We start from the raw sequence: 25,876 nt of genomic DNA on the forward strand, positions 1-25,876 counted from the left end.
CTCTTTGCAATACTTAATGCATCGGTGATGCGACATTATTCTGATCGCTCACTTGGCTGATTTGGAGTTTGAAAATAATGTAGTTTTTAATAAAGTCTAAGTACCCCGGGATATTTAAAGACGTGATTTTTGGGTACCCACATAAAGATAAGGGGCAGCCTAAACCACATCATTTGCATCATTTGATATGGTGAAAAAGGACAAAGACGGCTGGGAATACATTCTGAAAATTCCTTATCAAGATGAAAATGAGCCTGAACAAACTATCTATGCTTTAATGCAAGAAGCCGAATCCATCGCCGATTGTCGTAATGGATTTACTGAAATGAGTGTCGTAGAACCTGCAACCGGTAAATCCTGGTGATGCCTGCCTAGTTCACCGTCCTGCCCTGGGTTTATTACCTCAATTTTCAGCATAAGAATCGCTACCATGCCGCTCGTTTTGAAAAAGAAACATGCGTGGCAGGTCATGAGTAATGATATGTTTGGTTATGATGAACTATTGAGTAAGCAAACTGCAGCCCTACAAAGAACTACAATTAGACACAGCGGGGGCTATGATGGCCACTACCATGCTGAGTCATTCCAGTGTATCATTGTCATAGAACACATATTTTTAAAATTAAAATTATAGGTTTTCCGCATAGCCAGCCTGAACTAATGGCAATAAGCTCGTGCCATCGAACTACAACCGAATAATTTCAAGAATCAATATAGCAAATCTTGTGAAGGGAAAACTCGACATCGAACTCATCATACAATAACTAACAAGGCACAAGAGCGCCATTTACAAAACATTGATTGCCACCATTGTCATTCAAAGTTCCTCCATTTGCCGTTGGCGTTGCAACTGCCGTACCAGAGGGGTTAAGTGAAATAGTAGTATTTTGGTAATTCACTGTTGATGCAGGATCACTATTAACTATACCAAAAAGACTTCCACTATCTGCACTTCCATTAATAGAAGAATTAACTATAGAAGTTGTGCCGCTTCCACCATTATTTACTCCTATTACTGTACCTCCTCCATTATTAGAGAGCACAGAAATTGTTGACTGATTAATATTAATCGCCCCACTAACTCCAAATAGGTTATTAGCTTGATTTAATGACCCAACCACAAGACCAGCGCCATTACCAGTAGCTGAAATGGTCGATTCAGTGATATTAATAATGCCTAGACCAAGACCTAAGGATGCATTATTTAATATAGCTGCTGATAGATTTCCATTGTTAAGATTAGAAGTAATTAAAGAGCTTGCTATGTTTATTGTCCCTTGCTCATTATTCACTACCCCTATCACAATGTTCCCGTTATTTGCTGTATCTGAGGCTGACGCTGAGATAGTGGAGTCAATAATATTAAATACTCCATTATGCAAATTTCCAGCCCCGATGGCGATGGTTAAAGAAGGCATAACTGGAAGATTCGTAATGCTTGCAATCACAGCAGAATTGTTTAAGTTTATTAATGTTGAACTTGTTACAGAGTTTGAAGCAAAGCCAATAACATTACCTGTAGATGATGTAGAACTGATTTCGGTATTGGAAATATTAATTATTCCAGTCGAAAGAGGGTTGATTAATACACCCACTTGCAAGGGAATAGAATCTAAACCCGTATTTAAAATTCTTATTGTTTGACCATTAACTCTTATATTTTCAATGTTATTGTTTCCATCAAGCAACAAGGAATCATTAATTAATGGGCGGTCCAAACCATTTGCAGATAAAGCAAAGTTGCTTGTTCTACCAAAAATATTTTGTCCATTATAAAAAGTAAAACCCGTGCCCACAGCAGGATTATTATAAGTACCCGAACTCAGATAAAAATTCGCGTTGGGAGATAATGCATTAATCGTATCAATTTGTGTTTGCGCCAAACCAATACAGGGATGTTCGAAGGTACAGCTTTGGAATCCTTGAGCGACTGATGGGGTTCCATCTGCATTGAAAAACCAAATGTTGTCTTTTATTAGCACTGTTCGACCGGTATTGATAATTCCTTTTTCGCTTGGAATACCATCACCATTGTTTAGGTTTGCTATATGACGCGGTATTCTATCTAACATACGGTCATGAATATCCGGCTCACCAGTCTTATCTAATCCACCAAAAGTAAGGCGTAAGGTCAAAAGAAATGTATTATGATTAATGTTGTCATAACTATCGCGTACTTCTACCGAAGCCCATTTAAATTTTAATGGCATCTCAAAACCCGCCTCAACACCATTCACATTAGACGTGTATCTCGGATTGAAATGATAGCCTCCAGCAAAAACACGTGTTCGCCTCAAATAGGGTGAATTGAAAGTATGCCCTACCTCTAAATCAACGCCAGGCCCAACGTTTTCTATTTAATCAAATAAAGGCTCATATTGCGCATGCCCGCTAAAAAAGCTCATGTTAGGTTTACCAAGCTGATTAGTAGTGAAAATGCCCATTAAGTCCTTTCTTTTCCCGATTGGAACATAACCGTTAAGGTGCCCATCCCATCGGTTACTCATCAATTCAATGCCAGGGTTAAGCACAGTAAAGTAATTAGCATTAGGAGTTTTGTTATAGTCAGTAAAAAAATAGGCTCCCAGAATGGTGGTATTACGAACAATTTTTCGACCGCCTAAACCGCCACTGACATACCACGCACGGTCATCACCATATTTGCCAGAGATATCACCATAAAGAATTTGATTTGGGTTACCAGATAGTGGAATCATCGCATCACCTTCACCAAAGGTGTTATTTCCTGTAGAACCCCAAATATTTAGCCGAGGAGGTAATGGCAATATACTAATAGGATTATCTGCTACCGCAGAAGCTGAGGTAGAAAATAGTAAGAGTACTAACCAGCTAAGTTTTTTTTTACTCTGCATTTGACATGCCATTTCCTTGTAAAATTAGATAAAAATCATTTTTCCTAATTTAATTAGTAGATGCTAACACTACCGTTACAAACTTGTAAATCATTAGTATTTACTCTGTTAAAGGAAGCAACCCGTTCAAGCACAAAGCCTTGTGCTATTTAACAATAGCTGTTGTTCACTCTCTTGTTCAATAAGAGCCTGTTGATGCCATAAGCGTTCTAGTTCACGTCTTGCACCTTGAATTTTCTCTCGGATCTTGGCTATCTCCTCTTCGCTTGAGTGCTGATAGATACTTTGGGTCAGATCATTGATTAAGGCACTTTTTTCAAGCATTTGAGCTTCTAATTGGATTGGTCGCTCGTCTTTTTGTTCTTCCCTAATGTCGTAAACAGGATTGATTTCATTCTCTTTTTGTCTTTGCCATTGTTGTTCACGCAATTCTTGTTGGTCCTTAAAGTCCTCTCCCAATAGAAGTGTTTATAAAATCCCTTATGGGTTCGCCAAAGATTATACCGAATCATCTTGGAGAGAATGTTGTTTCATAGCAGCAAAAAAGAACAATAGTAAAATGGCTATGGCTAATTTGTTTATTAACAATGACATCAACAAATTTCGCTGAACTCTTGATGAAAGAGTACAAGTCTAGATAATTACCCTTAAATACCCGCCCACAGGAATGATGGTGGTTTCAAGACACAATTGTAGCGGATAAGCTGGTTTGTCTTTGCCAAAGAAAGCCTCAAGTGCTGCCATGACTTTTTCACCCATCAATTTTTGATCCTCAGGAGAACGTGGCCTAGTCTGAATCAATCTAGCATGAATGAAAGATCCTGACTCACTTGTTCCTGCTCCAACGCGAAAATCATCTAGCAGATGAATACGCGTTTTTATATCTGCCAAAAATGCACTGGGGACAGAGGCAATTGCGTCATGTATACCGTGCAGTAGTTTTTGCAAATCTTTTCCAGCCGTTAGAGGACGAGGTATTTCAAGAATTACGTGTGGCATTCTATTGCTCCTTAAGATAAATGATTGTTAAGAGCCCATTGTGCAATCTCATCTTTACGGGCAAACCACCCTCCAGGGTGCTTTCTAGCATATTCCAAAAATTTATCAAGAGCGGCAACGACTGCTGGTGCACCACTGATACGATCATAAGTGCTAATTGACATTTGGCGTCTGCGGGATTCACCTTCCTGATAAAGCTGGATAATGCGATTAACAAGCAATTTCCTTGCCAGCTAGTTTAAACAGCTCTTGATGTTTTATTATTTGTCTATTTACACTAAAATAAGGCATAATTGGCAAAAAAATAAGGACAATCCCTGTGGCTTACATTAAACGCGATAGTAAGGGCAAAATTTGTGCACTTTACGAAACAGGTGGGGCAGGCATGGAAGAAATTGATATGCAGCACCCTGAGGTTATTGAATTTCTCGCTCGTTGTGATAGCGAGGAGCAATTGAAGTTACTACGCTCAGATCTGCAGTTGATTCGGGTATTAGAAGATCTCATTGAGTTGTTGATAAGTAAGAATTTAATTACAATCACAGATTTTCCACAACCCGTGATAGATAAATTATTATCTCGTCAGAGTATTCGTAAACGTTTATCTGGTGCGATAGGTATGGAGTTTGATAATGAGTAGATGGTTTGTTTTGTTGTTACTGTGCATTGCTAATTTATTGGCATTGCCTTCTTATGCGACTAGTTTAGATGAGCTATTACCAAATGAAAGAAACACCGTTGAAATTTTTCAGAAATTCTCACCAAAAGTTGTTTATGTTCATCGCTTGGCCACCGTGTTGAACCATTCTTATGAGCGTATGCAAGTTCCTGCAGGTGCTGGTTCAGGTATTATTTGGGATGCTCAAGGGCATATTGTGACCAATTTCCATGTCATTAATGGCGCTGATCACTTGAGTGTAACTATTGGTAAATTAACGGTTCCTGCGAAAGTAGTAGGCGCTGAGCCGCGAAAGGATATTGCTGTTCTTGCAATTACTGCTCCCAAGGCATTGGAATTACTAAAATCCTATACTCCTTTTGAACTTGCCCATACGAATGAGCTCTTAGTAGGACAAAAAACGATTGCCATTGGTAATCCTTTTGGATTAGATCATAGCTTAACCGTGGGAGTAATCTCCGCGTTGGGACGTCAAGTACCCGGAGCAGGTGGCGTGACTATCCGTGATATGATCCAGACCGATACCTCAATCAACCCAGGTAACTCTGGAGGTCCTTTGCTTGATAGTAAAGGACGACTGATTGGGCTTAACACGGCGATCTATTCAAACTCAGGTTCTTCTGCAGGTGTTGGTTTTGCAGTGCCTGCCGATGATATAGCACGCATTGTTCCGCAATTGATTAAAAATGGTAGAGTTGTTTTATCCGGTATCGGTATTCAAGTGGTAGAGCCTCACATTGCTAAACGGCTTGGGGTTACTAAAGGATTATTGGTTGCTGATGTTCTACCTCACACGCCCGCAGCACAAGTCAAACTGCGAGGAACCACGCGGGATAGTTGGGGACATATTCATCTGGGTGATGTTATCGTTGCTATTAATGGCCATCCTGTAAAGAATTATGATGCCTTCTACAATATTCTAGTTGATATTAAGGTTGGCGAGACAATCAACTTGGCCGTTCTAAGGCATGGTAAGATGCTAAACTACAAGATGAAAACGATAGATATCGCAGCGTATTAAGCCAGCTTGATTAGTGTCATCCTCCTGGTTTGTGACCGGTGCATAGACCCGATTTCCCCTCACCCGTCGCGCTAACGCGCGTCGACCTCTCCCACAAAGGGGAGAGGTGCACATTATTCCCTCTCCCATTGTGGGAGAGGGTAGGGTGAGGAGGAAAGTGAGTCGGATGAAGCATCTATTATTTCAACTCCCATACTCACGATGGTAAGCTAAAAGACGGTCAACTTCATTAAGTTGGCCGTCTTTTTTAAGATAGTCAATTAAATCAAATAAGGTGATGATAGAGTATACGCGAATCCCTTGAGCTTCGATTTCTGCAAGTGTGGATTGATTACCTATACCTCTTTCGCAGCGATCCAGGGCGATGATGACTCCAGTAAGGTTACCCCCATGAGCCCGAATTAATGATTGAGACTCCCGAAAGGCTGTGCCAGCAGTTATAACATCGTCAATGATGACCGTTTTGCCAGATAAGGGAGCTCCAATAAGTTGTCCCCCTTCACCATGATCTTTAATTTCTTTGCGATTGAATGTCACCGTAACGTTCACGCCCAGTTCGGCTAAGGCAATTGCCGTGGCTGTGGCCAGGGGAAGGCCTTTGTAAGCTGGTCCAAAGAGATGTTGGAAATCTACTTTGTTAGCCAAAAGCGTTTTTGCATAAAATTGTCCCAACTGATGCAAGGCACCACCTTGATAAAATAATCCTGCATTAAAAAAATAGGGACTTTGTCGTCCGGACTTTAAGGTAAACTCACCAAATTTCAATACCTGACAATCCAGTGCTAAACGAATAAATGACTCTTTAAATTGGTGCATAAAAGTTACCTACGTCTGTGATTATAAAAAAAGGCTTCAGTAAACGAGCATTCTACATAAATTTTTTCCAAGAGTGGACCCAAAGAGGCGATAAGATGCAATGTTTTTAAAAAAACCATTAACAATCAACAAAAAACTGTTATTCTAATTGTGCGTTTACTGAAGATAATCTAAAAAGTATCCATCAAAATTTAAAATGTGCTTTTTGATTATCATTGGTGTTACGATTGCCATTGAGCGAGGAGCGTTTACAAAGCTTTACTCTACTTATGAAAAGTAGAGGTTTTAGACTAAGGGGATAGTGAATGTCGCAAAGAGAAACTGGCCATGTTAAGTGGTTCAATGAAAAAAAAGGATTTGGATTTATCGTTAATGAACAAGGGGACGATATATTTGTTCATTATAAAGATATTCAGGGCGTTGGTTTCAAAACCTTACATGAAAACGATCCGGTAACTTTTGTACTTGATAAAGGACCCAAGGGTTATAAAGCTCAGGATGTTATCGTGATTACTGATGAAGCGAAGTAATTTATAATCGAATAACTTAAATATCTCTATGAGACAAGAGTCAGGTAGACTTACCTGACTCTTGTCTTTTATGTTTCAGTAAAATTCCAACCGATACTTGTCTTGACCAAGGACTATGGGAATCGCTATTATCCACCTTAACTTTTTCCTTTGTTTAAAATTAAAGCAGAAAGAATCAGCTGCTTAGAAGCAATAGGGGAGCAACATTATTATCACTTCAGAGGAGATTGGAATGGAGTCTGATCAAAAAGTTGCAGTAATCACCGGCGCTGCAAGCGGTATAGGGCTTGCTCTTGCTCACATGTGTTTACAGCGCGGAATGCATGTGGTTATGGCGGATAATGCTGTGACAATCCTTTGCGATAAGGTTGAGCAGTTAAGCAATCAATCGCAAGCTGAAGTGTTGGGTGTCGTATGTGACGTCACTAAGGCTGAAAGTCTGCGGCATTTAGCAAAACAAACGTATGAGCATTTTAATCGCGTAGATTGGCTGTTTAATAATGCAGGAATTAGTGGGCATTTAGCACCTATATGGGAATTGACAAATGAGCATATCCGCCGTGTTCTGGATGTCAACTTGCATGGCGTTATTCATGGAATACAGGCATTTTTGCCTTTTATGTTTAAGCAACCTCATCGTTCTCATATCATAAATATGGCTAGTCTATATGGATTATGCAGTGGTTCGCAGATGTCTGCCTATGCGATGTCAAAACATGCTATTGTGGCACTCTCTGAATCGTTATATTTTGATCTGAAGCGTTTAGAGAAACCGGTTGATGTGTCTGTGGTTTGTCCTTCCTTTGCCAATACCCAGTTACTTAAAAACTCAACACCTTTGCATACAGATAGACTTCATTATATGGTCGCTGATTTGGTTGCTCGTAGCCGACCTGCAGAGGATGTGGCCCAACATATTATTAAAGAGGTTGAAAGCAAAACCTTTTATATTCTACCGGATAGGGAAGTAAAGGATTATTGTGAGCAACGAATGCAAGCAATTATTGAGCAACAGGACCCGCACCATCATAGTCTGGAAAAAATTATTGCCTCCTTAAGCAAGCGTGCCATGACAAGCGAGAGTTAGGACGATTTTATTGAAGTTTAATTTTAAATAAATAGGATAAAATAATGTAGGTTGGGCCAAGGCCCATAGCCGTCAGGCTAAGAGTTTAAAAGCACTCTCCTTCGCAGAAGTCAAAGGTCAAAAGAGGTTTCTTTTTTGAATCTTTGATAGCAAAGAGGGAGAGATTTTCATAGAAATCATTCAAGAAATGCTTTAATCGATAAGGAGACATGAGGGCGATAATCAATCCAGTAGCCTTGGAACTTAGTTGGTGACAGGCTTTATAAAAAGAGAGTTGTTTGCCTTCTATGTTGCGCATGGGATTGCATAGCAAAAACAAAAGCATCATTGCAATAAACTTACCATAGGTTTCAATAATCACTCGAGCAAACTTTTTAGTTTTGATAGAGTCAATATGCATTAAGGATTTACTTAATTTAAAGAGGAGTTCTACCTGCCATCGTAAAGCATACGTTTGATGAATTGCTTTATTATTGATTTGAGTTTCAGAGGTATTGGTAATATAAATAGACCAACTTTGTAAAGCCAACGATTCCTGGTTTGGTGTGGAACCACGGCGACGATGATCTTTTATAAGTCTTCTCCGCCTTTGCTCGGCAATGACTGGTGGTAATCGTTGAGCGACCAAGCGGACAGGAATTTTATGCGTTGCTCCCATAAGGACCTGCTGAGAAAAGAATGGTGCAGCATTCTCCAAGGTAACGAGTAAATCAAAAGGTTTCTTATCTTGTGTTAGAAGTTTAGTTCCGGTGAGCAAGCGGCTTATGAAGAAAGCGTTTTCTTCCATAATTTTCTTAAACGTGTTCAGTTTAAAATAACCTAAATCCATTAAATAAAGAGCTCCTTTTTCAATAGTATTAAAATAATTATCAAAGCCCTGATCGTTATCACAGCCCGAAGTTAGAGTAAGCTCTTTTATTTGTCCACCAAGATAATCAAACATCATTTGGATTTTCATAGCGGAACTGGATGCGGCTCCGCCACTGCCTTTAAAAAGCTCATTCAGCGCCTGATGTAAGGATATAGTACTGCTATCAATGATGTTAAGGCTACTAAATTGCTCCAATCCTTGGAGTTGAGGTAACTTTTTCATTTGAAAGTGCTTTAAACAGAATAATGAAAAGGCTTTAAGAAATCCGGCTGTTCGTTCGTTAAATCGCTCATGTAATGATTGTTTTTTGATATAAACTTTTTGCGTTTTTACCAATCCACAGAAAAGTTCCAAATTAAAATGTTCTGAAAAACAGAGCGTTATCAATGATTTTATAAAAACACTAGGTGTCAATTTTGAACGGCGTTTCTGAAAACCTGTTTCCTTTCCTATCCGATCCGCTTCATAAGTAAAAAATTTAAAGATTTCTTGAGGAATATTTGATAGGGTATCCAGCAGCATAGAGTCCCTTTTGGTTGTTTTCCTGGCGGGAAAAAATTTAAAAGGGTACTCTAGCTTTTTTTATTATTATTTCAATAAGTTAAACAAACAATTTCTTTCTTAGCCTGACGGCTATGGGCCTTGGCCCAACATTACGATTTAGCGGGAGAAAGGAATGAATACCTGGATTGCGGGCCTGATCATGTTATTTTTTTCAGCCTTGAGCTATGGAGCAGACTATAAAGTTTTTTGGCGTTGTCAAGATGACCATTTGGAGGCATTTGATGTTTATGAGATGAATGACAAAAAAATTGATTTATTTCTTAATTACGTAGAAGATGGCAAGAAAGAGTTCATCTCATCTCCGATTAATTTAAAGAGTGTAGTAGACTTACCTACGAGCTTTAACCAGGAAGATTTTCTAATGTTGGGCGATAATAAACGAGTGTTCATGAACTGTGTAGGGCAAGTGGTTTTAAGTCCTCATTATCCTCAGGCAAAAGTCATCTTTGATGTTCGTCGAAACGCTCATAGTTGTCCTTTTATTCCTAGTGACTGTTAAGAAAGGGATTCTGCAGTTATGCTATTTCAAAAAGAAGATGGAGCATAAATGGGGTTTCCAACGGCCTATTTACTTAAATCAAGACGTTTCTTACCTCTTTTTTTAACGCAATTTTTTGGTGCTTTTAATGATAATGCTTTCAAATTAGCGATGCTAACCTTGATTAGCTATCACGTCAGTACGTCCTCGATGCAATCAGAGAAATATCAAGCCATTGCGGGTGCTTTATTTACTATCCCTTTTTTTCTTTTTTCAGCAACGGCAGGTCAATTGGCTGACAAGTTCGATAAAGCCCGTCTTGCAATCGCGGTCAAGATACTTGAAGTGATTCTAATGATCATTGGCAGCTTTGCTCTTTACTTGCAAAATGTCTTCTTGATGATGTTAACATTAACGGGTATGGGTATTCACTCAACGTTTTTTGGGCCCATAAAATATGCCATTTTGCCTAATCATTTATTTCGTAAAGAATTACTTGGAGGCACTTCTTTAATTGAGGCATCCACATTTCTAGCTATCTTATTTGGGACCACCCTCGGTGCTTTAACCATTGGAAGCACTAGTCCGCATCCTGGATATGCGGTAGCTTTAACCAATTTAGTTGCATGGTTAGGTTTGGCATCAAGCATTTTTATTCCTAAAGCGCTACCCAAAGTGAGTGAGCTTAAAATAGACTGGAATGTTGGGCGAGCGACGATACAAATGATGAAAGCTGCTATGACCAACCATAAGGTATTGCCTGCAATTTTTACCATCTCCTGGTTTTGGTTGCTCGGTACTGTCATCCTCACCAAATTACCCGACTACACTCATTACGTTTTAAAGGCGCAGCCTACCGTTTTTGCTTTTTTTCTTGCTTTGTTCTCCATTGGCATTGCTTTAGGAGCCATTTCTATTGGTCATTTATTAGCAGGGAAAATAACATTACGTTACGTGCCCCCATGTATGCTCCTACTGTCCTTTTTTGGGATTGATTTATACCTGGCTTCACCAAAGGCACTTACGGTTGATTCTTTGCAGTCTTTAATTGTATTTTTATCTCAATTAAATAGTCTGCGTATTACCGCCGATTTTTTTCTGTTTTCTGTTAGTGCTGGGTTATTCATCGTTCCTTTATACACTTACCTTCAAGTGGTGAGTGATGAAACGTTACGAGCACGCACCATTGCCACAAATAACATCTTTAATGCCTTATTTATGATCATTGGATCCGCATTTGTCATGTTTTTAATCTATTTAAACATGAGCATTCCTATGGTTTTTCTCATTCTAGCCATATTAAATGCTCTGACTGCTGTAGGATTATGGTGGCCCCTTACCAAGATTGGAACACTATAGACAAGTGTTCAGCCAATCTTGTGCTGGCAAAAAATCAGTGTAAAGTCGAGCTTCAGCACTGTCTTTTTCGGGTTGCCAATTATATTCCCAATGAACTTTAGGAGGCAGAGACATCAAAATTGATTCAGTTCTTCCGCCGGATTGCAGGCCAAATAATGTACCGCGATCATAAACTAAATTAAATTCCACATAACGTCCGCGCCTGTAAAGTTGAAAATTTTTTTCCTGCTCTCCATAGGCAAGATCTTTGCGTTTTTTAATAATGGGTACATAGGCCTCGATAAAGTGGTCGCCTATGCTTTTCATTAAAGCAAAGCTATTAGCAAATCCGCCTTGATTAAAGTCATCAAAGAACAACCCTCCGATGCCACGTGCCTCCTGGCGATGTTTAAGATAAAAATATTCATCACACCATTTTTTAAAGCGAGGGTAAATATCTGCTCCAAAAGGCTCACATGCAGCAAGGGCTGTTTGATGCCAATGCTGACAATCCTCACGAAATCCATAATAAGGGGTAAGATCAAAACCGCCACCAAACCACCAAACTGGATTACTGCCTTCCTTTTCTGCCACAAAAAAGCGAACATTTGCATGTGAAGTAGGGATGTAAGGGTTATCAGGATGGATGACGAGTGACACGCCTAGTGCATTAAATTTCCTGCCCTCTAATTCAGGTCGATGGGCACTTGCGGAAGGAGGTAATTGTTCACCGAACACATGAGAAAAATTTACCCCCGCTTTTTCAAACACGTTTCCTTCAGTGAGAATACGAGTGATTCCGCCACCACCTTGCGGCCTTGTCCAGACATCTTCGATAAATGGGTTTTGAGGCTCAAAGGTTTCTAACGTCCTACAAATAGTATTTTGTAGCTGAAGTAAATATGCTTTTATCAGGTCAATGGCATCGGTGGGCAATTTTTCTATTTCATTCATGTCTAGTCTTCTGGACCCGTGATTTCTTGCTAATTTTACTGTCAAACTGCACATAGAACAACTTTCATCAGCTCAAGAGTATAAGATTATTTGGTTGGCATATCCCTTGCATCGTTGCTATTGACAAAGGTTATAGATGACTTTTCGTAGTTCGTAGCAGATTCCTTTGAGCCTGGAAGTAAATGGTGGCTGCTCATCCAATGCAGTTTCAGTATGAATGATGGGATTACTAAAATGCAAAAATCGATTCAAAGATTGACTTCCTCCTTACACTCTAATCAAGCATTACAGGCATCTGCATTAGTAGGTCTAAAGGTTCTAGTCAGTAGTAATATTCTTAATCTAGGTCAAGAGGAAGGAGTAAAGGCAGCAATTGATGTGCCTGCAGGAGAAGTGCAGCACTTAAGAGCGGCAATTTATTCTCAGTCAGGAGACTTAATGAGAATAATTTCTTTAGGGCAACAAAATCCAGGGTTGTTTGAATTCATTTGGGATGGCTCTAATGACAAAGGTGAAAGAGTTCCAGTTGGTAACTATAGCCTTAAGGTGAATGCCATATGCGACGGACAAGAGGTAACACTCAAAACAATGACAGCTGCGAATGTGGATAGTGTCTGTCTAGGGGTAAACGGAGAAGGAGTCAAACTCAATGTTGCCGGTATTGGCTCAGTTTTCCTTAATGAAGTCAAACAAATCACGGGTTAAAATTATGCTTTAGATTGGTATTAGCTTCAGTATTATCCTGATATTTTCCAGAGATGGAGCGCGCATCGACTTAACCGAGTCAACCCTGTATCCACAGAATCAAAATCCATCGATGTGTCGGTAATACATTATTTGTTTTAAAAAAGTATTGTATATCAAAAAATTATCTAATAAATTATGCACAATTTTTATAACAGGGAGTAATTATGTCTTTTTTTGCAAAACCTTCTATCAGCTCGTTTGAGCATACGTTGCTATTGGTAGAGTATCACGAGAAAAAAGTGAAGTTTAATCCTGAAGACCCCGCGCATATAAAATTGCTAGAAGGTTGCAGCCGAATGATGAAGCACAAACTAGAAAGATTACAAGCCATTGATGCTCATGCTACGGCAGGGTTCGCCACTGGCTTTGGTGCTTTAAGTTTGTCCTGGTTTCTGCCTTTAAGCATGGCTGCTATGGTTGGTTTTGCCTACGGGTCATACCAATTAGGACAAAGAAAAACCGCTTATGTTGAATATACTGAAGCGCTTGAAAATTTGGCTCGATGCTGTGTTTGGAGTTTGGGAGATGTAAAAGACTCCTCTGAGCTTCGTAAAAGCCCAGCTATCCAAGAGATGATTAGGACTTTAGCTCCTGTTACGAATGATGCGCAATTGCGCGAATTTATTGATGACAAAGTAGAAGAAGAGTTTATTGAGGATGCAAAATCGATTAGAGACGATATTAAGTTCTTTGATCATCAATTAAGCCAGGAAGAAAATCAGATGTATTTCAAAATCTATGGTTATAAACACGGGAGTTTCCTGGATATTTTACAGGGTATCAGTTATGCGATTCAAACAGGCTTTAATGCGCTTAAGCAGGCTTGTACGCATCATGCGGAAGATACGGCAAACACTACTGTTCAGTTCAGTTAGCCAGAATAAACCATGGCAGCTAAGCTGCCATGCCATTGTTTTAAAGAGTTGTAGAGTTGTAGCCCGTATAGCGCAGCAGCGCGTAATACGGGAAACTGCCTATGATGCCTAAATTTCCTCCGCGCTTTGAAATGAACTAAACTTTTAGCATCGCCCAGTTAATTTCTTCCTATGAATATTAATGAGTTGTTCAAAACAATTTTGTTAATTTCAAGCCTCCTGCTGGCAGTTAATTTATATAGCTATATTTTGAAAAAACTGGTTAAAAATGTTACACAATATAAGCTCTGGTTGGCTTGTGGTCTTTTTATTTTTTTCAGTTTTTTATTCGCTTTTGAGACACAAATCATTTCATTTAGTAAACATAAAGAATTCCAATACTTTATTCAGACAGTACTTGAATGTTTATGGTGGTTTTCCCTTTATTTTTTGGCCAACCAAATCATTAATTATTTCATATGGAACAAGTGGTTATTACAATCCGGTGTGATTGTTCCTAGGATTTTTAAAAATTTAGTTTCCTTGGTTTTTTTGATTTTAACTGTAGCAGCTATTGTACACTTTGTTTTTGCGAAATCTGTTTTTGGTATTTTTACCGCATCTGGAATAATGGCAATCATTCTTGGTTATTCTGCACAGGCAACGTTAAGTGATGTTTTTGCCGGTATAGGGTTAAATACAACGAAACAATTTAGTGATGGTGATTGGATAACTGTATATGGCGGCGCGGGCGCAGGACGTTCGGTCACAGGAAAAGTTTTGGATATCAATTGGCGCTTTGTAAATTTACTTAGCTACGATGGAAACATTCTATCGATACCCAACTCGGTTATCTCTCAGCAAATTATTGAAAATCTGTCGCAACCTAATCCTGTTCATTCTGGGACACTGTCTGTTACTGTAAAACAGCTTATCTCTCCTGAGCGGTTTAAAAACATTCTAGTCTCGGTTGCCTTACAGTCAGACAAAGTGTTGGCTGAACCTAAACCAATTGCCACTTTGATGGAACTTAGAGAGGAAGATTCGTTGTACCAATTGGTTTATTCTACCAAAGAAATTAGTACAACAATGATCAATGATCAAATTTTGTCGGCACTTTGGTATCGATGTCTGCGCGAAGATATTATTCTCGTTGGTTCAGAATTACCCCCTAAACCCACGCTTTCTCACAAAGAATTAGCTAGTTTCTTGCGTAAAGTGGATTTATTTCATTGCTTACAAAAGGAGGAAATCCAATCACTTGCAGAACATTGTCACTATAGAATGTATGGTCCCCCAGAAAGGGTGTTGGTAGAAGGTGAGAGTAACCAATCATTATATGTTATTTATCGAGGTTCAGTGTCCCTTTTTATAAATACAAAGACGAATAATCCAGTGCTATTTGAAAGCTATCAAGAAGGCGACTATTTTGGTGAAATCTCCCTTTTAACGGGTGCTCTTTGCAGAGGATCTATTGTTGTAAAAACAGAAAGTATAATTATTGAAATTGATCATGATAATATTGGTGCTCTATTTGCGAATAGACCCGAACTAATGGAAAAGATAAGTGCCTTGGTTGTAAAAAGGGTGAGTGCTATTGAGCATTTGCAACATGCTCAAGTTAAGATCCCGGAAGCCGATCATCAAAATTTACTGCGAACCTTGGTGTCCCATGTACGTCATTTTTTCAAGCATAAAAATGTTCCTTTTTAAACCGAATAGTTGGGACATCCACAAAGAATAATGGCACATTGTATTCAAGCAAGGTTAAATCACCGCGGTTTTAGTGAACTTGAAACAGATTTTTCTTGCTGCTGAAGATCGAGAGCATCAAGAGTACTACTAGAAGATTTTGCAGGTTTACTACGTGGCTTGATATCTACATCAACTAATGACTGATTCTTATCCATGATTTTTTCACCAGTAATTTGCTATTTGTTTTTTCACTCCAGTTTCTCTAGGAATAGGGAGGCCAAGCCTCTTAAATAATCTTGCAAAGCAAGCGTAGGCTAGGCTGTCAAGCCCAGCGGTTGTCGAATTGATTTTACTCTCCAAAATGTCCATTATGAAATTCATCATTATAAGCCCAATTGACAGGAAGTATTCCTGATTGAATGAATCGATGGATACTTGAATAAGGCCATTTAGATGGACTAGAGACATAGTGATATTTTACGGGGTTGTAATGAATATAATTGATATGCTGTTCATAATTTGCATCATTTCGAATACAGTGTTTCCAATCCTTAAATGCTGGGCTTAACAGCCCAGCCTACGCTTGCTAATATGGAGACACATTTAATATACACCCTAGATGCACCCTATGAACTTGGGTTGTGTTGGGTATTTAATCTTAACATGTTTTACTGGCGTCCCGGAGAGGATTCGAACCTCCGACCTGCCCCTTAGGAGGGGGCTGCGCTATCCAGCTGTGCCACCGGGACTTATTCGTATGCAAGTCTAGCTTTATCGTTGGGAAATAACAATAATGCGCTTCACATCTCTACATAATTTGGACCACCACCGCCTTCTGGGGCATACCAAACGATATTCTGACGTGGATCTTTGATATCGCAAGTCTTACAGTGGATGCAATTCTGCGCATTGATTTGTAGCCTTGGGCCGGTTTCCTCTTGGATGATTTCATAGACTGCCGCTGGACAATAGCGGATTTCAGGTGAGGCATATTGTTGGTAATTAACATCAATGGCCAGTTTGGGATTACGAAGTTTCAAATGACATGGTTGATTCTCTTCATGAAAAGTATTTGTTAAATATACGGAAGAGAGTCTATCAAAAGTCAATACGCCATCAGGTTTGGGATAATCAATTTTTTTTGCTTTCTCAGCTGGGATCAACGTCGTATAGTCAGCATGATGTTTCATCGTCCACGGTGATTTGCCATGCGTTACATACGTTTCCCAAGCTGCATTGGCTAGTCCCACCCAAAGTCCGTAGCGAAATCCAGGACGAATGTTTCTGACCTTATATAATTCTTCTGCAAGCCACGATTGCTGAAATTTCTCAGGGTAGGTCTTAAGCGTAACCTGGGAATCGATGCTTGCTTGCTTTAACGCTTCATAACAAGCTTCAGCCGCAAGCATCCCTGATTTCATTGCGGCATGAATACCTTTAATTTTTGGTACATTCAGAAAACCAGCCGCATCACCAATTAATGCTCCACCAGGAAAAATTAACTTGGGTATGGACTGCCAGCCACCTTCATTAAGAGCTCGCCCACCATAGCTAATTCGTTCACCGCCTTCTAACGTTGGACGCACGAAAGGGTGAGTTTTAAAACGTTGGAATTCAGCAAAAGGATTTAGCCAGGGGTTCTTATAGTCAAGTCCCACAACGAAACCAAGGGCTACGCGGTTTTTTGACAAGTGATAGATAAAGGAGCCGCCATAAGTCCCTTGATCCAGAGGCCATCCACAAGTATGAATGACTAAGCCAGGTTTATGTTTCTCAGGAAGAACTTGCCAAATTTCTTTTATCCCTATCCCGTAAGTTTGTGGTTGCACATTGTCTTGTAGATGGAAACGACGCATCAAGTTTTGACTGAGTTGTCCGCGACAACCTTCCGCAAAAAGAGTTTGTTTGGCATGCAAATGCATTCCAGGCTGGAAGTGAGGTGTCTTATCTCCTTTCTTGTCGATACCAACATCGCCTGTTGCCACGCCAATGACCTCTCCCTTGGTATTATAGAGAATATCGGTGGCAGCAAACCCAGGATAGATCTCACAACCTAAATGTTCTGCTTGCGTCGCTAAGAATTGGCATAATTCACCCAGGCTAATAATGTAGTTGCCATGATTTTGCATGGGCTTTGGTGTAGGGAAGCGAAAGTGATGTTTTTTAGTCAGGAAATAAAAACCATCTTCGGTGACGGCGGTATCTAAGGGGGCTTCTTGCCAAGTGTTAGGCAAGAGCTCTTTTAAACCTCTGGGCTCAAGCACGGCTCCTGACATAATATGAGCGCCTACTTGAGCTCCCTTTTCAAGAATGCAAACACTAAGTTCTTTGCCGCTTTCTGCTGCTAGTTGCTTAAGTTTGATAGCCGCGGATAACCCGGCCGGGCCGGCACCGACAATGACGACATCATATTCCATTGTTTCGTGCTGCACACCAACTCCTTACAAATCAAAAAGAAAAAATCATCGCTTTTATTGACCTTAAGATCAAGGTTGTGGTTTCTATGGTTGCTTAACGACCTCCTCCGACACCACCTGTTCCGGCGTAACCACCAGGACCTCCTCCGCCATAATCTTCTTCCGTTGTTGGCGTGGTTGGCGCACAAGCGCTTAACAAGCTAAAAAGACAAAATAGCGTTAGTAAAATGAATAGACTTGTCTTTATTTTTCTCATAATCATCTCCAAAATCTAGCTCTTAGCTTGTCCGTATTTGCAGACTTAGTGTATGTCAGTTAATGAAGGAAAGCATCTAAATTTATAAAGTCAGGCAAAATTACTCAATCCAGTGGAAAAAAGTTTACAAATACCGTATAAAAGGAGCTGAGCTCGTAGTGTTGAATCTAAATTGTGCAATTAATTAAAAGGATGAGAGCATGACACATAGAACGCGAATGATCGCGCTGGGGTGTGTTCTATCATTTAATGCTTTGGCAGGAACTTACTTACCGGCGATAACAATAGAAGAAAGCCAAGGTAATCGATGGTCTATTATTGCAAGTTTGGGCTATGGGCAATACGAACATGCTTATAGTGATGATGGCCAAACGCCTCTGGGCAGGTTGGCCGTTGGAGCAGAGCTACTTACAACTACACAAACAGCATTCGGTTTAGAGTTTGGTGTTCAGAATGGAAACCGTATGCGTGTTGGGCTGCCTCCAGGAACATTGGACATCCTGGGCGGCGTTGTCCGCACAACCGTCAAACCCATGTTAGATTTGCTATTTACTGCGAATACAACACCGATCAGCGAAAGCTTACTTTTCGCGCAATTAAAAGGTGGCATTGCTTATCGTCAATGGGAGATGGAAACGAATCTGATAAACAATAAAACAGAGTTGGCAGGAGAAGTTCAAGCGGGTTTTGGTTACCCGCTTACGGAAATTACAAGTTTAAATTTGCTATACCAAGGTGTTTTTGGCGGTAACACAAGGTTTCATCCGCCATTGAATGATGCGGGGCGTTTTTCAAGTATTCCTACACAACATGGAATATTATTTGGTTTTTCGGTTATTGCTTAATCGCCCTTACGTACCCAAACCTTTGGAGGGGCTGGATGAGTGCCGGGGAAATTTATGCTAGTGGGCTAGATCTAAATTTTTTCCAGACAGCTGATCTTGAACGGGTTCCAACAGATTCACCCGATAAAGCCACTGCTATTGCAAGGAATGCTTTGCGGATTTTAATGATGGGGTGGCATTCTGATTGGCAGCAGATGATATCTCCTGAGGTTCTCAAAGCCGTCTTTCTTAAACGTGATCGTGAATTAATGCTGGGCATGAGAGAGGCCTTCCAGCAAGGTTTTACTCATATCCACGGACAATTGCTAAGAGCAGGGTTAACTGAATCACAAAAACCACAATTTAGACAAGCGCAATTATATATCAGCAATTGTCTGACTCTGTTACCGTTTAGTGATATTAATCCCTATGAATCCATCGCTGTTCCTCAGTGGGTAGAGGGGCAATGGCAACTCATTGATTATCATGTTGTTCCCATCGAATTAACCCCTACGCATGGGTTTAAAAAATTGTTTATGCGGGATGAGGACAGGGTATTTGCCTATGGTTTGGAACCCCTTAATAACGATAATGCTGAATCCCACTTGCTGTTCATGGGGACCACTTATCCGGCTGGTCAAGGTTTCCCGACTCAGGTGGCTGCAGATTTAAAAGGCTTCGAAACAGTGGGTACTAAGCTATATCGGAGTGGGCGAAAACGAATAATGGATTGGTTGCATCAGCAAAGAGGTAAGGTGCATGTTTGTGGAACCAGTCTAGGGGGATCTTTATCTTTGCTGTTGGCACTCGATAAAGATCAAGACGATAAAATATCTCGAGTTGATGCTCTTAATCCTGCTGGTCTTCATGACGCGTGGTTCAAAGACACTGACGATCACTGGGAACACTTGAAGCACAAGCCAGCAGTGTTCGTGCAAAAACAGGGTAATGATCCTGTTTCCCGATTTGGGGTATGGAAGAGTGACTGGAATATTTTACATGTAAAACCGCCGCCCGATAAGAAAGGACCAAATCCACTCCTTGATCATGCTTTAAATTACGCGGGTTTCGCGCAAACAGAGTTTATTACTGTTGATCCACTTGCGGATAATGAGGAGCATAGAAAACGTAATTTTTGGTTTTATACCGTTGGGCGGGTGTTAGTTTATTATTTTGCTGTTGTGCCTTTTCGCTATTTTAGCTTACCTTTATTGCGTTATATTACTAGTCATAAAACCCAACTTGCTGTTACAGCTACAGTAATTTTTTTACCGTGGTTGTTATTGGTTGTTGCTCCAGTGATTGCCTTACCCAGTCTCCCTTTTACGCTTGGATTTGCATGTTTTGCTGTCTTTGGTATCCCCCTAGGTTTCTTACTGGATAAAACATTTTGGTGCTTAGTCAATTGGTACAAAGGAGATAAGTCTTCTGAGTTTTTCAAATTTTTGCTTTGGCTAACAAAACCAGAAGGGTTGGGATGTGTTGTCGGCAGCATGACTGTACTTAGTATTGTAGTGACGTTGTCTCTAATAACATTTGGTCCAGTCATGCTTCCCTTTGCTATCGCTATGATTACCGCTTTACCTTTAGTCCTTTACATAACTTACAAGGCAAATGAGACCTTAAATATTGTTCTAGGAAGTGAAAAAATATCACCTCCAGCGTGCCATAATCCTTCGTTAGCAAGAAGCCCATTACTTGATATGTACAGAAATCAACAACAGAAAACCTTCAGCTTGCAGGAGTTGGGCGACTATTACCGTGCTAAACGTGAATTGTTAAAGGGAAAAAAGCGTTTCATACCCGAGTCAGATAACGGCAACACAGAGAGATTTGGGAAAACAAAAAAAGAGCTTCTTGAAAGCCTGGGTAAAGACGATCCTGAGACAGAAATTGTTGTTAAAGCTTCAAAGGCAAAAATTTGTCATATTCAGCAAACTTTAAATGTATTATATGCTCCTTTATTCTTTGGTCCGCAACGAGAACAAAAAATCAAAGAACGCTTAGCTGAAAATTACGACGTTTATACAAGGGGTAAGGTTCACTTGTTAAGTTAGGCTAAAATACCGAATTACCGTGGCTTGACCACGGTATCCATTGACTGCCTCAATAGACCCCGTGGTCAAACCACGGTAATTCGATGTTACGAAAAGTAGAGAAATAAGAAATTTGAAGATTAAGTTTTAGCAAGGAGAATTGTTGTTTTCTTATTCCAGCAATGATTAGGAACTGGTTGGTTCCTTTATTAGAGCGCGTTTGAGGTCATCAAAGGCTTTGATGACCTCTTTACATTCATGCCCCTGACAGACATAAGCACAGCAATCTCCTTGAGCCTTTTTAGCCGCTAGTACTTCAGGCAAATGCGATACATGACTTGGAATCGCAACCACATAATTATTAAAGGATTTTGCAAGAGCTTGCCAACGCTGAATTTCATCTTCTTGACCGCGAATTACAATGATTTGTGGTGGGGTTAGATAGGTTTGCAATCCTAATAACAAAGAGCAATGTTCCGCTGGGTAACGAGACAACATGGTCCACGCTGCTTTTAGGGTTTGTTCTGCAGCCTCTATATAACGAATTTCTCCTAGCAAATGACCAAGGATAAGAAGGGTGCGCACAAGAACACCATTGCCTGCGGGAATAGCATCGTCCATCATCGTTTTGGGACGATAGAGTAATTTCTCATGATTGTTAGCTGTAAAAAAGAAGCCCCCAACTGTTTCATCAGAAAAATGAGCCAGAATAGCTTCTGCAAGTTCAATAGTAAATAATAAATGGTCAGTATTCCAGGATACTTCCAAAGAGGTCAGTAAGGCGTCCAATAAAAAGACGTAATCATCTAGATAACCCAGCAAATAAGCATCACCATTCTTATAACAGGCTTGTAACTTTTCTCCGTCCCAAAGCTTGCTTTGAACGAAATCTAAAGCCTGATAAGCAGAATGAAGGTATTTTTCTTGGTTTAATCGTTTTCCTGCCAATAACATGCCTTTTATCATCAAGGCATTCCAAGATGTTAAAATTTTTTCATCGCGAAAAGGGGTGGAGCGCTTATTGCGTGCCCACAAGAGCTTTCTCTTTGCAGAGGCAATCAATTCTTTGACGTCTACCAGTGGCATATTCAATGTTCTGCTCACCGATTTTAAAGGCTGTGAGATATATAGGTGCCAGTGATTTTCAAAATTGGCAGGATTATTTAGGCCGAAATACAGCGAAGCAACAGTGTATTCTTGTGCAGTTAATAAAGCTTGAATTTCGCTTTTATCCCAATAATAGAATTTCCCTTCCTCACCTTCTGAGTCAGCATCTAAACTGGAGAAATACCCGCCTTCTGCGGATTGCATCTCTGCAATCACCCATTCTGCAGTTTCTGTTAAAATTTTCTTAAATGAAGATTGCGGATAGGCACGGCTCGCCAAACTATAAAGCGTTAACAATTGACCATTATCGTATAACATTTTCTCGAAATGAGGGATATTCCATTTTTGATCAACGGAATAGCGATAAAATCCCCCTCGCAATTGATCATAAATACCACCTTTGGCAATTTTTTTTAATGTTTCAGCTGCCAGAGGAGATCGATTACTCAATAAATACTCCAATTTACTAGCTTGCGGAAATTTGGGAGCGGTACCAAAGCCACCATATTTTTCATCATAATTTTGTTCCAGCATGGTAAACGCAAGTTCTAATGGTTGTGGATTTAACGATAAGCTGAATGTTTTATTCTGTTGCTGCAAAATTCGTTTTAATTCCATGCCTTGTTTGCGGATGTCTTCTGTCCTGTTTTTGTATAAATAGGATGTGATATTCAACACCTTTTTAAAACTGGGTAGCTGATAGCGATCCTCCAGAGGAAAATAAGTTCCGCTAAAAAATGGTGTAAGATCAGGGGTTAAAAAAATGGTAAGTGGCCAGCCTCCACTTTGTTGGCTTAAATAATAATGGGAGGTTTGATAAATCTTATCTAGATCAGGGCGTTCTTCCTTATCAACTTTAATGTTGACAAATAACTGATTCATTAACGCTGCCGTTTCTTCATCTTCAAATGATTCATGAGCCATCACATGGCACCAATGGCAGGCTGCATAACCAATGGAAAGTAAGATGGGCTTATTTTCTGTTCGCGCCTTATCTAGCGCCGTTTCTCCCCATGGATACCATTCAACAGGATTATGCGCATGCTGTTGTAGATATGGGCTATTTTCATGAATGAGATGATTGACTGGCGCTTTAGACATATGATTTAGTGTTAATAGGATTGTTATTTTTAATATAGCAAATACTTAAATTTGAAACTTAAGCTTGGACTAAAGGTCCACTTAATCCCCTCACTCACCATGCTATGCACTGAGAGGATCTCTCCCCTCACCCTATCCTCTCCCAGAGGGAGGGTAGGGTGAGGGAATTTTATTGACCATTTGTGGTCGTTTCAGCAGGAACCAGATATTTTTTCGCAAAATCGGTGCCAATACACTCGCCTATCTTATGTCCCCAAGTGTTTGCTGTCTCCACATTGAGAGTACTTGGAAGACTGGAGTAATATTGCGTCTGGCACTTATCGAAACTCTCAGGAATTAAAGTCATGCATTTCGCATTGTCAATATTGCGTCCCTGAAGTTTTTTCTTAATCGATTCATCTTCAAAGAAACCATTGCAAATCATCGTTGGAGCAAGTGCTTTAACCTGTTCTAACCATTTATCTTTAGGCATGTCCACGGATTGCGTGCTTGAGCTTGCTGTACTGGGGGAAGAAGCACTAACCAAATATTTGGTCGCAAAATCGGTGCCGATGCATTCGCCAAGCGTATGTCCCCATTTTGATGCACTTTCTTTATTCATCATTGCAGGTAGATTGGAATAATATTGTTTTTGGCATTTCTCAAAACTATCAGGGATCAAGGAAGTGCACTTCGCATTGTCAATTTTCAAGTCATCCATACGCTGTTTGAGAGAAGCTTCTTCAAAGAAACCTTTGCAAATGACACTAGGTGCCACTTCTTTCAGTTTTGCTAGCCAATCATCCTTGGTCATTTCGGTGGGGGATGTTGCCATGGTGGATAGAGGTAATAGCATTACTCCAAGGCCTAGTAAGAAATCCAATCTAGATTTTGTTGACATTTTATTTATTCCCTTAAAGATGTACCTTACAAGGATAGACAAAAAATCTTATTTTTACTAAATCTAAATTCAATTATTTAAAAATAATTTGCTTTGTCGACAATAAGATAGCTAAAATTTAGCCTTATTGTTTTTAGATTAATCTTGTATCTAGGTCTTTGCTAAACTTTTAACAGGTCTATTACAGGGGTTGTATATAAAGCATATGCAAAAATTATCCCGTGAATTTTATGGTAGAGACACAATAACAGTGGCTAAGGATCTATTGGGTAAGTATTTAGTTCACTCCACAAACGGTTATGAACGCGTTGGTAAAATTGTTGAAGTCGAGGCTTATTTAGGCCAGCATGATTTGGCAGCGCATTCCTCAAAGGGTGTGACACCACGGACAAAAATAATGTTTGGCCCCCCAGGTTATGCTTATGTTTATTTGATTTACGGTATTCATCATTGCATGAATGTGGTTACAGAGAGTGAGGGTAGTGGTTCTGCTGTCTTATTGCGAGCACTTGAACCGATTAACAATCTTAACCAACGTACACAAGGCCCAGGTTTGCTATGTAAGGCAATGGGAATAGACAAACAATTAAATGGTCATGATTTACTAAGTGACAATTTTTATATTGCTGCTCCTATTGATGAAACCCATATAGCCATTTCAGAAAGACCACGTGTAGGTGTTGACTATGCCAAGCATTGGGCAAACGAATTGTTGCGGTTTTATATAAAGGATAACAAATTCATATCTAGAATTTAGGAACGTCCCTAATTCGGTTGAGTTTAGTAGGCTGATAGTTAATCATTTATTGCAAAAATCGCTGAACTTTAGTGGCTAAGCTATTGGTCGTCGCCAAAAAACCTTCTTTAATTCTTGTTTCACCTGCACAGTAGATAAGTCTGTTAGTAGAGGCTGTCAAAAGTTTTCCTCCTGCTTCGTTGAGAATGATCTCAGGAGCGCATAGATCCCATAAATGGCAATGACCGGAAAAGTTAAAATAAAGATCAGCCTCACCTTTGGCAATTTTCCCCAGTTTTAAGCCGAGGGAGCCATGCTTGATGATTTTATTAATACCTAGCTCTTTTGCTATGTTTTCTGCTCTAGTACTCCAATGACTCCTGGATTGTATTAAAATCGCTCGAGCAGGATCTGAGACGGTGTTCACTTGTAGGGGCTGGTTTTTCTGTGGTTTGGTGAAAAATGAACCGCAGTCTTTTATAGCATAATAAAGTTCTTGTGTATCTGGTTGATAGACCACGCCAAGTTGAGCCTCCCCCTTAATAGCAAGCCCTAACATGACGGACCATTCATTGCTGCCAGAGATAAAATCACTTGTGCCATCAATCGGGTCAATAAACCATATCCTATCCGCTTGGGCTGATTTGGGAGGTAGGGGTTCTTCTTCGGAGATAATAAGATCATCGGGAAAGACTTGTTTCATTGACTTGACTAAGAACTGACTTACCTCCTGATCAGCTTCAGTAACCAACCCTAGATGTTTTCCTTTATCAAAGATCTTATAGCCTCGGGAACGAATATTTTTTACGATGTTACCCGCTTTATAAGCAAAATCGATGACTACTTGTAATTCTTTGTCTAAAGGATGGTTTGCATTAGATTTATTGTCTTTCTGATGCTTCATTTTTTTTCTCCCAGCATACGCTTTAGGGCACTCATATTAGAGGAACTGCTGATACACTTTCTTTTATACTACATTTAAACCATAGTTGATTCTCTTAATAATTGGGACT

At 39.9% G+C, this 25,876-nt stretch carries 27 protein-coding genes and 1 tRNA gene; 14 read left to right on the forward strand and 14 right to left on the reverse strand.

Annotation, left to right across the window (positions count from 1 at the left end; all coding sequences use genetic code 11):
• Positions 1 to 187 precede the first annotated feature (187 nt).
• Entirely contained in the window at positions 188 to 364 is a 177-nt protein-coding gene (locus CKV79_RS13875) for a hypothetical protein (protein ID WP_165475302.1), read from the forward strand.
• A 66-nt stretch (positions 365 to 430) separates the two neighbouring features.
• Positions 431 to 634 carry a hypothetical protein gene (locus tag CKV79_RS04645; RefSeq protein WP_028374392.1) on the forward strand — a complete coding sequence of 68 codons (204 nt, stop codon included), beginning with the start codon at positions 431 to 433 and terminating at the stop codon, positions 632 to 634.
• 130 nt (positions 635 to 764) lie between these two features.
• Here CKV79_RS04645 and CKV79_RS04650 read toward each other — a convergent pair whose 3' ends face one another.
• The 5 genes from CKV79_RS04650 to CKV79_RS04670 all read right to left on the reverse strand — a co-directional run bounded on the left by CKV79_RS04650 (position 765) and on the right by CKV79_RS04670 (position 4,036).
• Entirely contained in the window at positions 765 to 2,210 is a 1,446-nt protein-coding gene (locus CKV79_RS04650; RefSeq protein ID WP_154660326.1) for a hypothetical protein, read from the reverse strand.
• A 147-nt stretch (positions 2,211 to 2,357) separates the two neighbouring features.
• Positions 2,358 to 2,873 carry an inverse autotransporter beta domain-containing protein gene (locus tag CKV79_RS04655; RefSeq protein WP_028374390.1) on the reverse strand — a complete coding sequence of 172 codons (516 nt, stop codon included), beginning with the start codon at positions 2,871 to 2,873 and terminating at the stop codon, positions 2,358 to 2,360.
• Between the two features lie 126 nt (positions 2,874 to 2,999).
• Positions 3,000 to 3,302, reverse strand: a complete 303-nt coding sequence (locus tag CKV79_RS04660; RefSeq protein ID WP_131796112.1) for a hypothetical protein — start codon at positions 3,300 to 3,302, stop codon at positions 3,000 to 3,002.
• A 204-nt stretch (positions 3,303 to 3,506) separates the two neighbouring features.
• Positions 3,507 to 3,872, reverse strand: a complete 366-nt coding sequence (locus CKV79_RS04665; RefSeq protein WP_028374388.1) for a 5-carboxymethyl-2-hydroxymuconate Delta-isomerase — start codon at positions 3,870 to 3,872, stop codon at positions 3,507 to 3,509.
• Positions 3,873 to 3,883: 11 nt separating this feature from the next.
• Positions 3,884 to 4,036 carry a hypothetical protein gene (locus CKV79_RS04670; RefSeq protein WP_193787168.1) on the reverse strand — a complete coding sequence of 51 codons (153 nt, stop codon included), beginning with the start codon at positions 4,034 to 4,036 and terminating at the stop codon, positions 3,884 to 3,886.
• Positions 4,037 to 4,191: 155 nt separating this feature from the next.
• On the opposite strand from CKV79_RS04670, the gene CKV79_RS04675 reads away from it, so the two are divergent.
• Together CKV79_RS04675 and CKV79_RS04680 are read left to right on the forward strand one after the other, a co-directional pair.
• The gene (locus CKV79_RS04675; protein ID WP_028374386.1) at positions 4,192 to 4,512 is read left to right on the forward strand and encodes a hypothetical protein; all 321 of its coding nucleotides are present in this window, start codon (positions 4,192 to 4,194) and stop codon (positions 4,510 to 4,512) included.
• Positions 4,505 to 5,572 carry a S1C family serine protease gene (locus CKV79_RS04680; RefSeq protein ID WP_028374385.1) on the forward strand — a complete coding sequence of 356 codons (1,068 nt, stop codon included), beginning with the start codon at positions 4,505 to 4,507 and terminating at the stop codon, positions 5,570 to 5,572. Before CKV79_RS04675 ends, CKV79_RS04680 begins: the two co-directional genes overlap by 8 nt.
• A gap of 183 nt (positions 5,573 to 5,755) precedes the next feature.
• Here the strand turns inward: CKV79_RS04680 and pyrE are convergent, their stop codons facing one another.
• Complete coding sequence (gene pyrE, locus CKV79_RS04685) at positions 5,756 to 6,388, reverse strand: orotate phosphoribosyltransferase (protein WP_028374384.1); 633 nt, start codon at positions 6,386 to 6,388, stop codon at positions 5,756 to 5,758.
• 305 nt (positions 6,389 to 6,693) lie between these two features.
• On the opposite strand from pyrE, the gene CKV79_RS04690 reads away from it, so the two are divergent.
• Together CKV79_RS04690 and CKV79_RS04695 are read left to right on the forward strand one after the other, a co-directional pair.
• Positions 6,694 to 6,918 carry a cold-shock protein gene (locus CKV79_RS04690; RefSeq protein WP_028374383.1) on the forward strand — a complete coding sequence of 75 codons (225 nt, stop codon included), beginning with the start codon at positions 6,694 to 6,696 and terminating at the stop codon, positions 6,916 to 6,918.
• 232 nt (positions 6,919 to 7,150) lie between these two features.
• A complete protein-coding gene (locus tag CKV79_RS04695; protein ID WP_028374382.1) occupies positions 7,151 to 8,005 on the forward strand; it encodes an SDR family NAD(P)-dependent oxidoreductase in 855 nt (284 codons plus the stop codon).
• Positions 8,006 to 8,090: 85 nt separating this feature from the next.
• On the opposite strand, the gene CKV79_RS04700 is transcribed toward CKV79_RS04695, so the two are convergent.
• The gene (locus CKV79_RS04700) at positions 8,091 to 9,398 is read right to left on the reverse strand and encodes an IS4 family transposase (protein WP_095141691.1); all 1,308 of its coding nucleotides are present in this window, start codon (positions 9,396 to 9,398) and stop codon (positions 8,091 to 8,093) included.
• Positions 9,399 to 9,552: 154 nt separating this feature from the next.
• Between CKV79_RS04700 and CKV79_RS04705 the strand changes: the two genes are divergently transcribed.
• Together CKV79_RS04705 and CKV79_RS04710 are read left to right on the forward strand one after the other, a co-directional pair.
• Positions 9,553 to 9,939 carry a hypothetical protein gene (locus CKV79_RS04705; RefSeq protein ID WP_028373551.1) on the forward strand — a complete coding sequence of 129 codons (387 nt, stop codon included), beginning with the start codon at positions 9,553 to 9,555 and terminating at the stop codon, positions 9,937 to 9,939.
• Positions 9,940 to 9,987: 48 nt separating this feature from the next.
• The gene (locus tag CKV79_RS04710) at positions 9,988 to 11,277 is read left to right on the forward strand and encodes an MFS transporter (RefSeq protein WP_028373550.1); all 1,290 of its coding nucleotides are present in this window, start codon (positions 9,988 to 9,990) and stop codon (positions 11,275 to 11,277) included.
• Here the strand turns inward: CKV79_RS04710 and hemF are convergent.
• Complete coding sequence (gene hemF, locus CKV79_RS04715; RefSeq protein WP_028373549.1) at positions 11,272 to 12,210, reverse strand: oxygen-dependent coproporphyrinogen oxidase; 939 nt, start codon at positions 12,208 to 12,210, stop codon at positions 11,272 to 11,274. The two genes, CKV79_RS04710 and hemF, sit on opposite strands and share 6 nt — an antisense overlap.
• 234 nt (positions 12,211 to 12,444) lie before the next feature.
• Between hemF and CKV79_RS04720 the strand changes: the two genes are divergently transcribed.
• From CKV79_RS04720 to CKV79_RS04730, 3 genes are all read left to right on the forward strand, one after another.
• A complete protein-coding gene (locus CKV79_RS04720; RefSeq protein WP_231950213.1) occupies positions 12,445 to 12,915 on the forward strand; it encodes an FLgD tudor-like domain-containing protein in 471 nt (156 codons plus the stop codon).
• Between the two features lie 206 nt (positions 12,916 to 13,121).
• The gene (locus CKV79_RS04725; RefSeq protein WP_028373548.1) at positions 13,122 to 13,832 is read left to right on the forward strand and encodes a hypothetical protein; all 711 of its coding nucleotides are present in this window, start codon (positions 13,122 to 13,124) and stop codon (positions 13,830 to 13,832) included.
• A gap of 171 nt (positions 13,833 to 14,003) precedes the next feature.
• Entirely contained in the window at positions 14,004 to 15,524 is a 1,521-nt protein-coding gene (locus CKV79_RS04730) for a mechanosensitive ion channel family protein (RefSeq protein ID WP_028373547.1), read from the forward strand.
• 654 nt (positions 15,525 to 16,178) lie between these two features.
• Here CKV79_RS04730 and CKV79_RS04735 read toward each other — a convergent pair.
• The 3 genes from CKV79_RS04735 to CKV79_RS13760 form a co-directional block, all read right to left on the reverse strand.
• A tRNA-Arg gene (locus CKV79_RS04735) sits at positions 16,179 to 16,255 on the reverse strand.
• Between the two features lie 51 nt (positions 16,256 to 16,306).
• Positions 16,307 to 17,938 carry an electron transfer flavoprotein-ubiquinone oxidoreductase gene (locus CKV79_RS04740; RefSeq protein ID WP_028373546.1) on the reverse strand — a complete coding sequence of 544 codons (1,632 nt, stop codon included), beginning with the start codon at positions 17,936 to 17,938 and terminating at the stop codon, positions 16,307 to 16,309.
• Between the two features lie 79 nt (positions 17,939 to 18,017).
• The gene (locus CKV79_RS13760) at positions 18,018 to 18,179 is read right to left on the reverse strand and encodes a hypothetical protein (protein ID WP_154660311.1); all 162 of its coding nucleotides are present in this window, start codon (positions 18,177 to 18,179) and stop codon (positions 18,018 to 18,020) included.
• Between the two features lie 200 nt (positions 18,180 to 18,379).
• Here CKV79_RS13760 and CKV79_RS04745 point away from each other — a divergent pair, with 200 nt between their 5' ends.
• On the forward strand, positions 18,380 to 19,024 hold the full coding sequence (locus CKV79_RS04745) for a hypothetical protein (protein WP_028373545.1): 645 nt from the start codon (positions 18,380 to 18,382) through the stop codon (positions 19,022 to 19,024).
• A 35-nt stretch (positions 19,025 to 19,059) separates the two neighbouring features.
• The gene (locus tag CKV79_RS04750) at positions 19,060 to 21,060 is read left to right on the forward strand and encodes a hypothetical protein (protein WP_051546177.1); all 2,001 of its coding nucleotides are present in this window, start codon (positions 19,060 to 19,062) and stop codon (positions 21,058 to 21,060) included.
• 165 nt (positions 21,061 to 21,225) lie between these two features.
• Here the strand turns inward: CKV79_RS04750 and CKV79_RS04755 are convergent, their stop codons facing one another.
• Both CKV79_RS04755 and CKV79_RS04760 read right to left on the reverse strand, forming a co-directional pair.
• Positions 21,226 to 23,247, reverse strand: coding sequence for a thioredoxin domain-containing protein (locus CKV79_RS04755; protein WP_051546176.1), 2,022 nt, complete (start codon positions 23,245 to 23,247; stop codon positions 21,226 to 21,228).
• 169 nt (positions 23,248 to 23,416) lie between these two features.
• Positions 23,417 to 24,127, reverse strand: coding sequence for a hypothetical protein (locus CKV79_RS04760; RefSeq protein WP_051546175.1), 711 nt, complete (start codon positions 24,125 to 24,127; stop codon positions 23,417 to 23,419).
• Positions 24,128 to 24,332: 205 nt separating this feature from the next.
• Here CKV79_RS04760 and CKV79_RS04765 point away from each other — a divergent pair, with 205 nt between their 5' ends.
• Entirely contained in the window at positions 24,333 to 24,884 is a 552-nt protein-coding gene (locus CKV79_RS04765; RefSeq protein WP_028373544.1) for a DNA-3-methyladenine glycosylase, read from the forward strand.
• 46 nt (positions 24,885 to 24,930) lie between these two features.
• Here CKV79_RS04765 and CKV79_RS04770 read toward each other — a convergent pair whose 3' ends face one another.
• Complete coding sequence (locus CKV79_RS04770; protein WP_028373543.1) at positions 24,931 to 25,767, reverse strand: 3'(2'),5'-bisphosphate nucleotidase CysQ family protein; 837 nt, start codon at positions 25,765 to 25,767, stop codon at positions 24,931 to 24,933.
• Between the last annotated feature and the right edge of the window lie 109 nt (positions 25,768 to 25,876).

Source organism: Legionella lansingensis (genome assembly GCF_900187355.1).
Lineage (GTDB): Bacteria > Pseudomonadota > Gammaproteobacteria > Legionellales > Legionellaceae > Tatlockia > Tatlockia lansingensis.

Bases quoted from the DNA above. Each gene is read 5' to 3' on its own strand.
- CKV79_RS13875 (WP_165475302.1), top strand. From the start codon at position 188: ATGGTGAAAAAGGACAAAGACGGCTGGGAATACATTCTGAAAATTCCT.
- CKV79_RS04645 (WP_028374392.1), top strand. From the start codon at position 431: ATGCCGCTCGTTTTGAAAAAGAAACATGCGTGGCAGGTCATGAGTAAT.
- CKV79_RS04650 (WP_154660326.1), bottom strand. From the start codon at position 2,210: ATGCCATTAAAATTTAAATGGGCTTCGGTAGAAGTACGCGATAGTTAT.
- CKV79_RS04655 (WP_028374390.1), bottom strand. From the start codon at position 2,873: ATGCAGAGTAAAAAAAAACTTAGCTGGTTAGTACTCTTACTATTTTCT.
- CKV79_RS04665 (WP_028374388.1), bottom strand. From the start codon at position 3,872: ATGCCACACGTAATTCTTGAAATACCTCGTCCTCTAACGGCTGGAAAA.
- CKV79_RS04670 (WP_193787168.1), bottom strand. From the start codon at position 4,036: ATGTCAATTAGCACTTATGATCGTATCAGTGGTGCACCAGCAGTCGTT.
- CKV79_RS04680 (WP_028374385.1), top strand. From the start codon at position 4,505: ATGAGTAGATGGTTTGTTTTGTTGTTACTGTGCATTGCTAATTTATTG.
- pyrE (WP_028374384.1), bottom strand. From the start codon at position 6,388: ATGCACCAATTTAAAGAGTCATTTATTCGTTTAGCACTGGATTGTCAG.
- CKV79_RS04690 (WP_028374383.1), top strand. From the start codon at position 6,694: ATGTCGCAAAGAGAAACTGGCCATGTTAAGTGGTTCAATGAAAAAAAA.
- CKV79_RS04695 (WP_028374382.1), top strand. From the start codon at position 7,151: ATGGAGTCTGATCAAAAAGTTGCAGTAATCACCGGCGCTGCAAGCGGT.
- CKV79_RS04700 (WP_095141691.1), bottom strand. From the start codon at position 9,398: ATGCTGCTGGATACCCTATCAAATATTCCTCAAGAAATCTTTAAATTT.
- CKV79_RS04705 (WP_028373551.1), top strand. From the start codon at position 9,553: ATGAATACCTGGATTGCGGGCCTGATCATGTTATTTTTTTCAGCCTTG.
- CKV79_RS04710 (WP_028373550.1), top strand. From the start codon at position 9,988: ATGGGGTTTCCAACGGCCTATTTACTTAAATCAAGACGTTTCTTACCT.
- hemF (WP_028373549.1), bottom strand. From the start codon at position 12,210: ATGAATGAAATAGAAAAATTGCCCACCGATGCCATTGACCTGATAAAA.
- CKV79_RS04720 (WP_231950213.1), top strand. From the start codon at position 12,445: ATGCAAAAATCGATTCAAAGATTGACTTCCTCCTTACACTCTAATCAA.
- CKV79_RS04725 (WP_028373548.1), top strand. From the start codon at position 13,122: ATGTCTTTTTTTGCAAAACCTTCTATCAGCTCGTTTGAGCATACGTTG.
- CKV79_RS04730 (WP_028373547.1), top strand. From the start codon at position 14,004: ATGAATATTAATGAGTTGTTCAAAACAATTTTGTTAATTTCAAGCCTC.
- CKV79_RS13760 (WP_154660311.1), bottom strand. From the start codon at position 18,179: ATGAGAAAAATAAAGACAAGTCTATTCATTTTACTAACGCTATTTTGT.
- CKV79_RS04745 (WP_028373545.1), top strand. From the start codon at position 18,380: ATGACACATAGAACGCGAATGATCGCGCTGGGGTGTGTTCTATCATTT.
- CKV79_RS04750 (WP_051546177.1), top strand. From the start codon at position 19,060: ATGAGTGCCGGGGAAATTTATGCTAGTGGGCTAGATCTAAATTTTTTC.
- CKV79_RS04755 (WP_051546176.1), bottom strand. From the start codon at position 23,247: ATGTCTAAAGCGCCAGTCAATCATCTCATTCATGAAAATAGCCCATAT.
- CKV79_RS04760 (WP_051546175.1), bottom strand. From the start codon at position 24,127: ATGTCAACAAAATCTAGATTGGATTTCTTACTAGGCCTTGGAGTAATG.
- CKV79_RS04765 (WP_028373544.1), top strand. From the start codon at position 24,333: ATGCAAAAATTATCCCGTGAATTTTATGGTAGAGACACAATAACAGTG.
- CKV79_RS04770 (WP_028373543.1), bottom strand. From the start codon at position 25,767: ATGAAGCATCAGAAAGACAATAAATCTAATGCAAACCATCCTTTAGAC.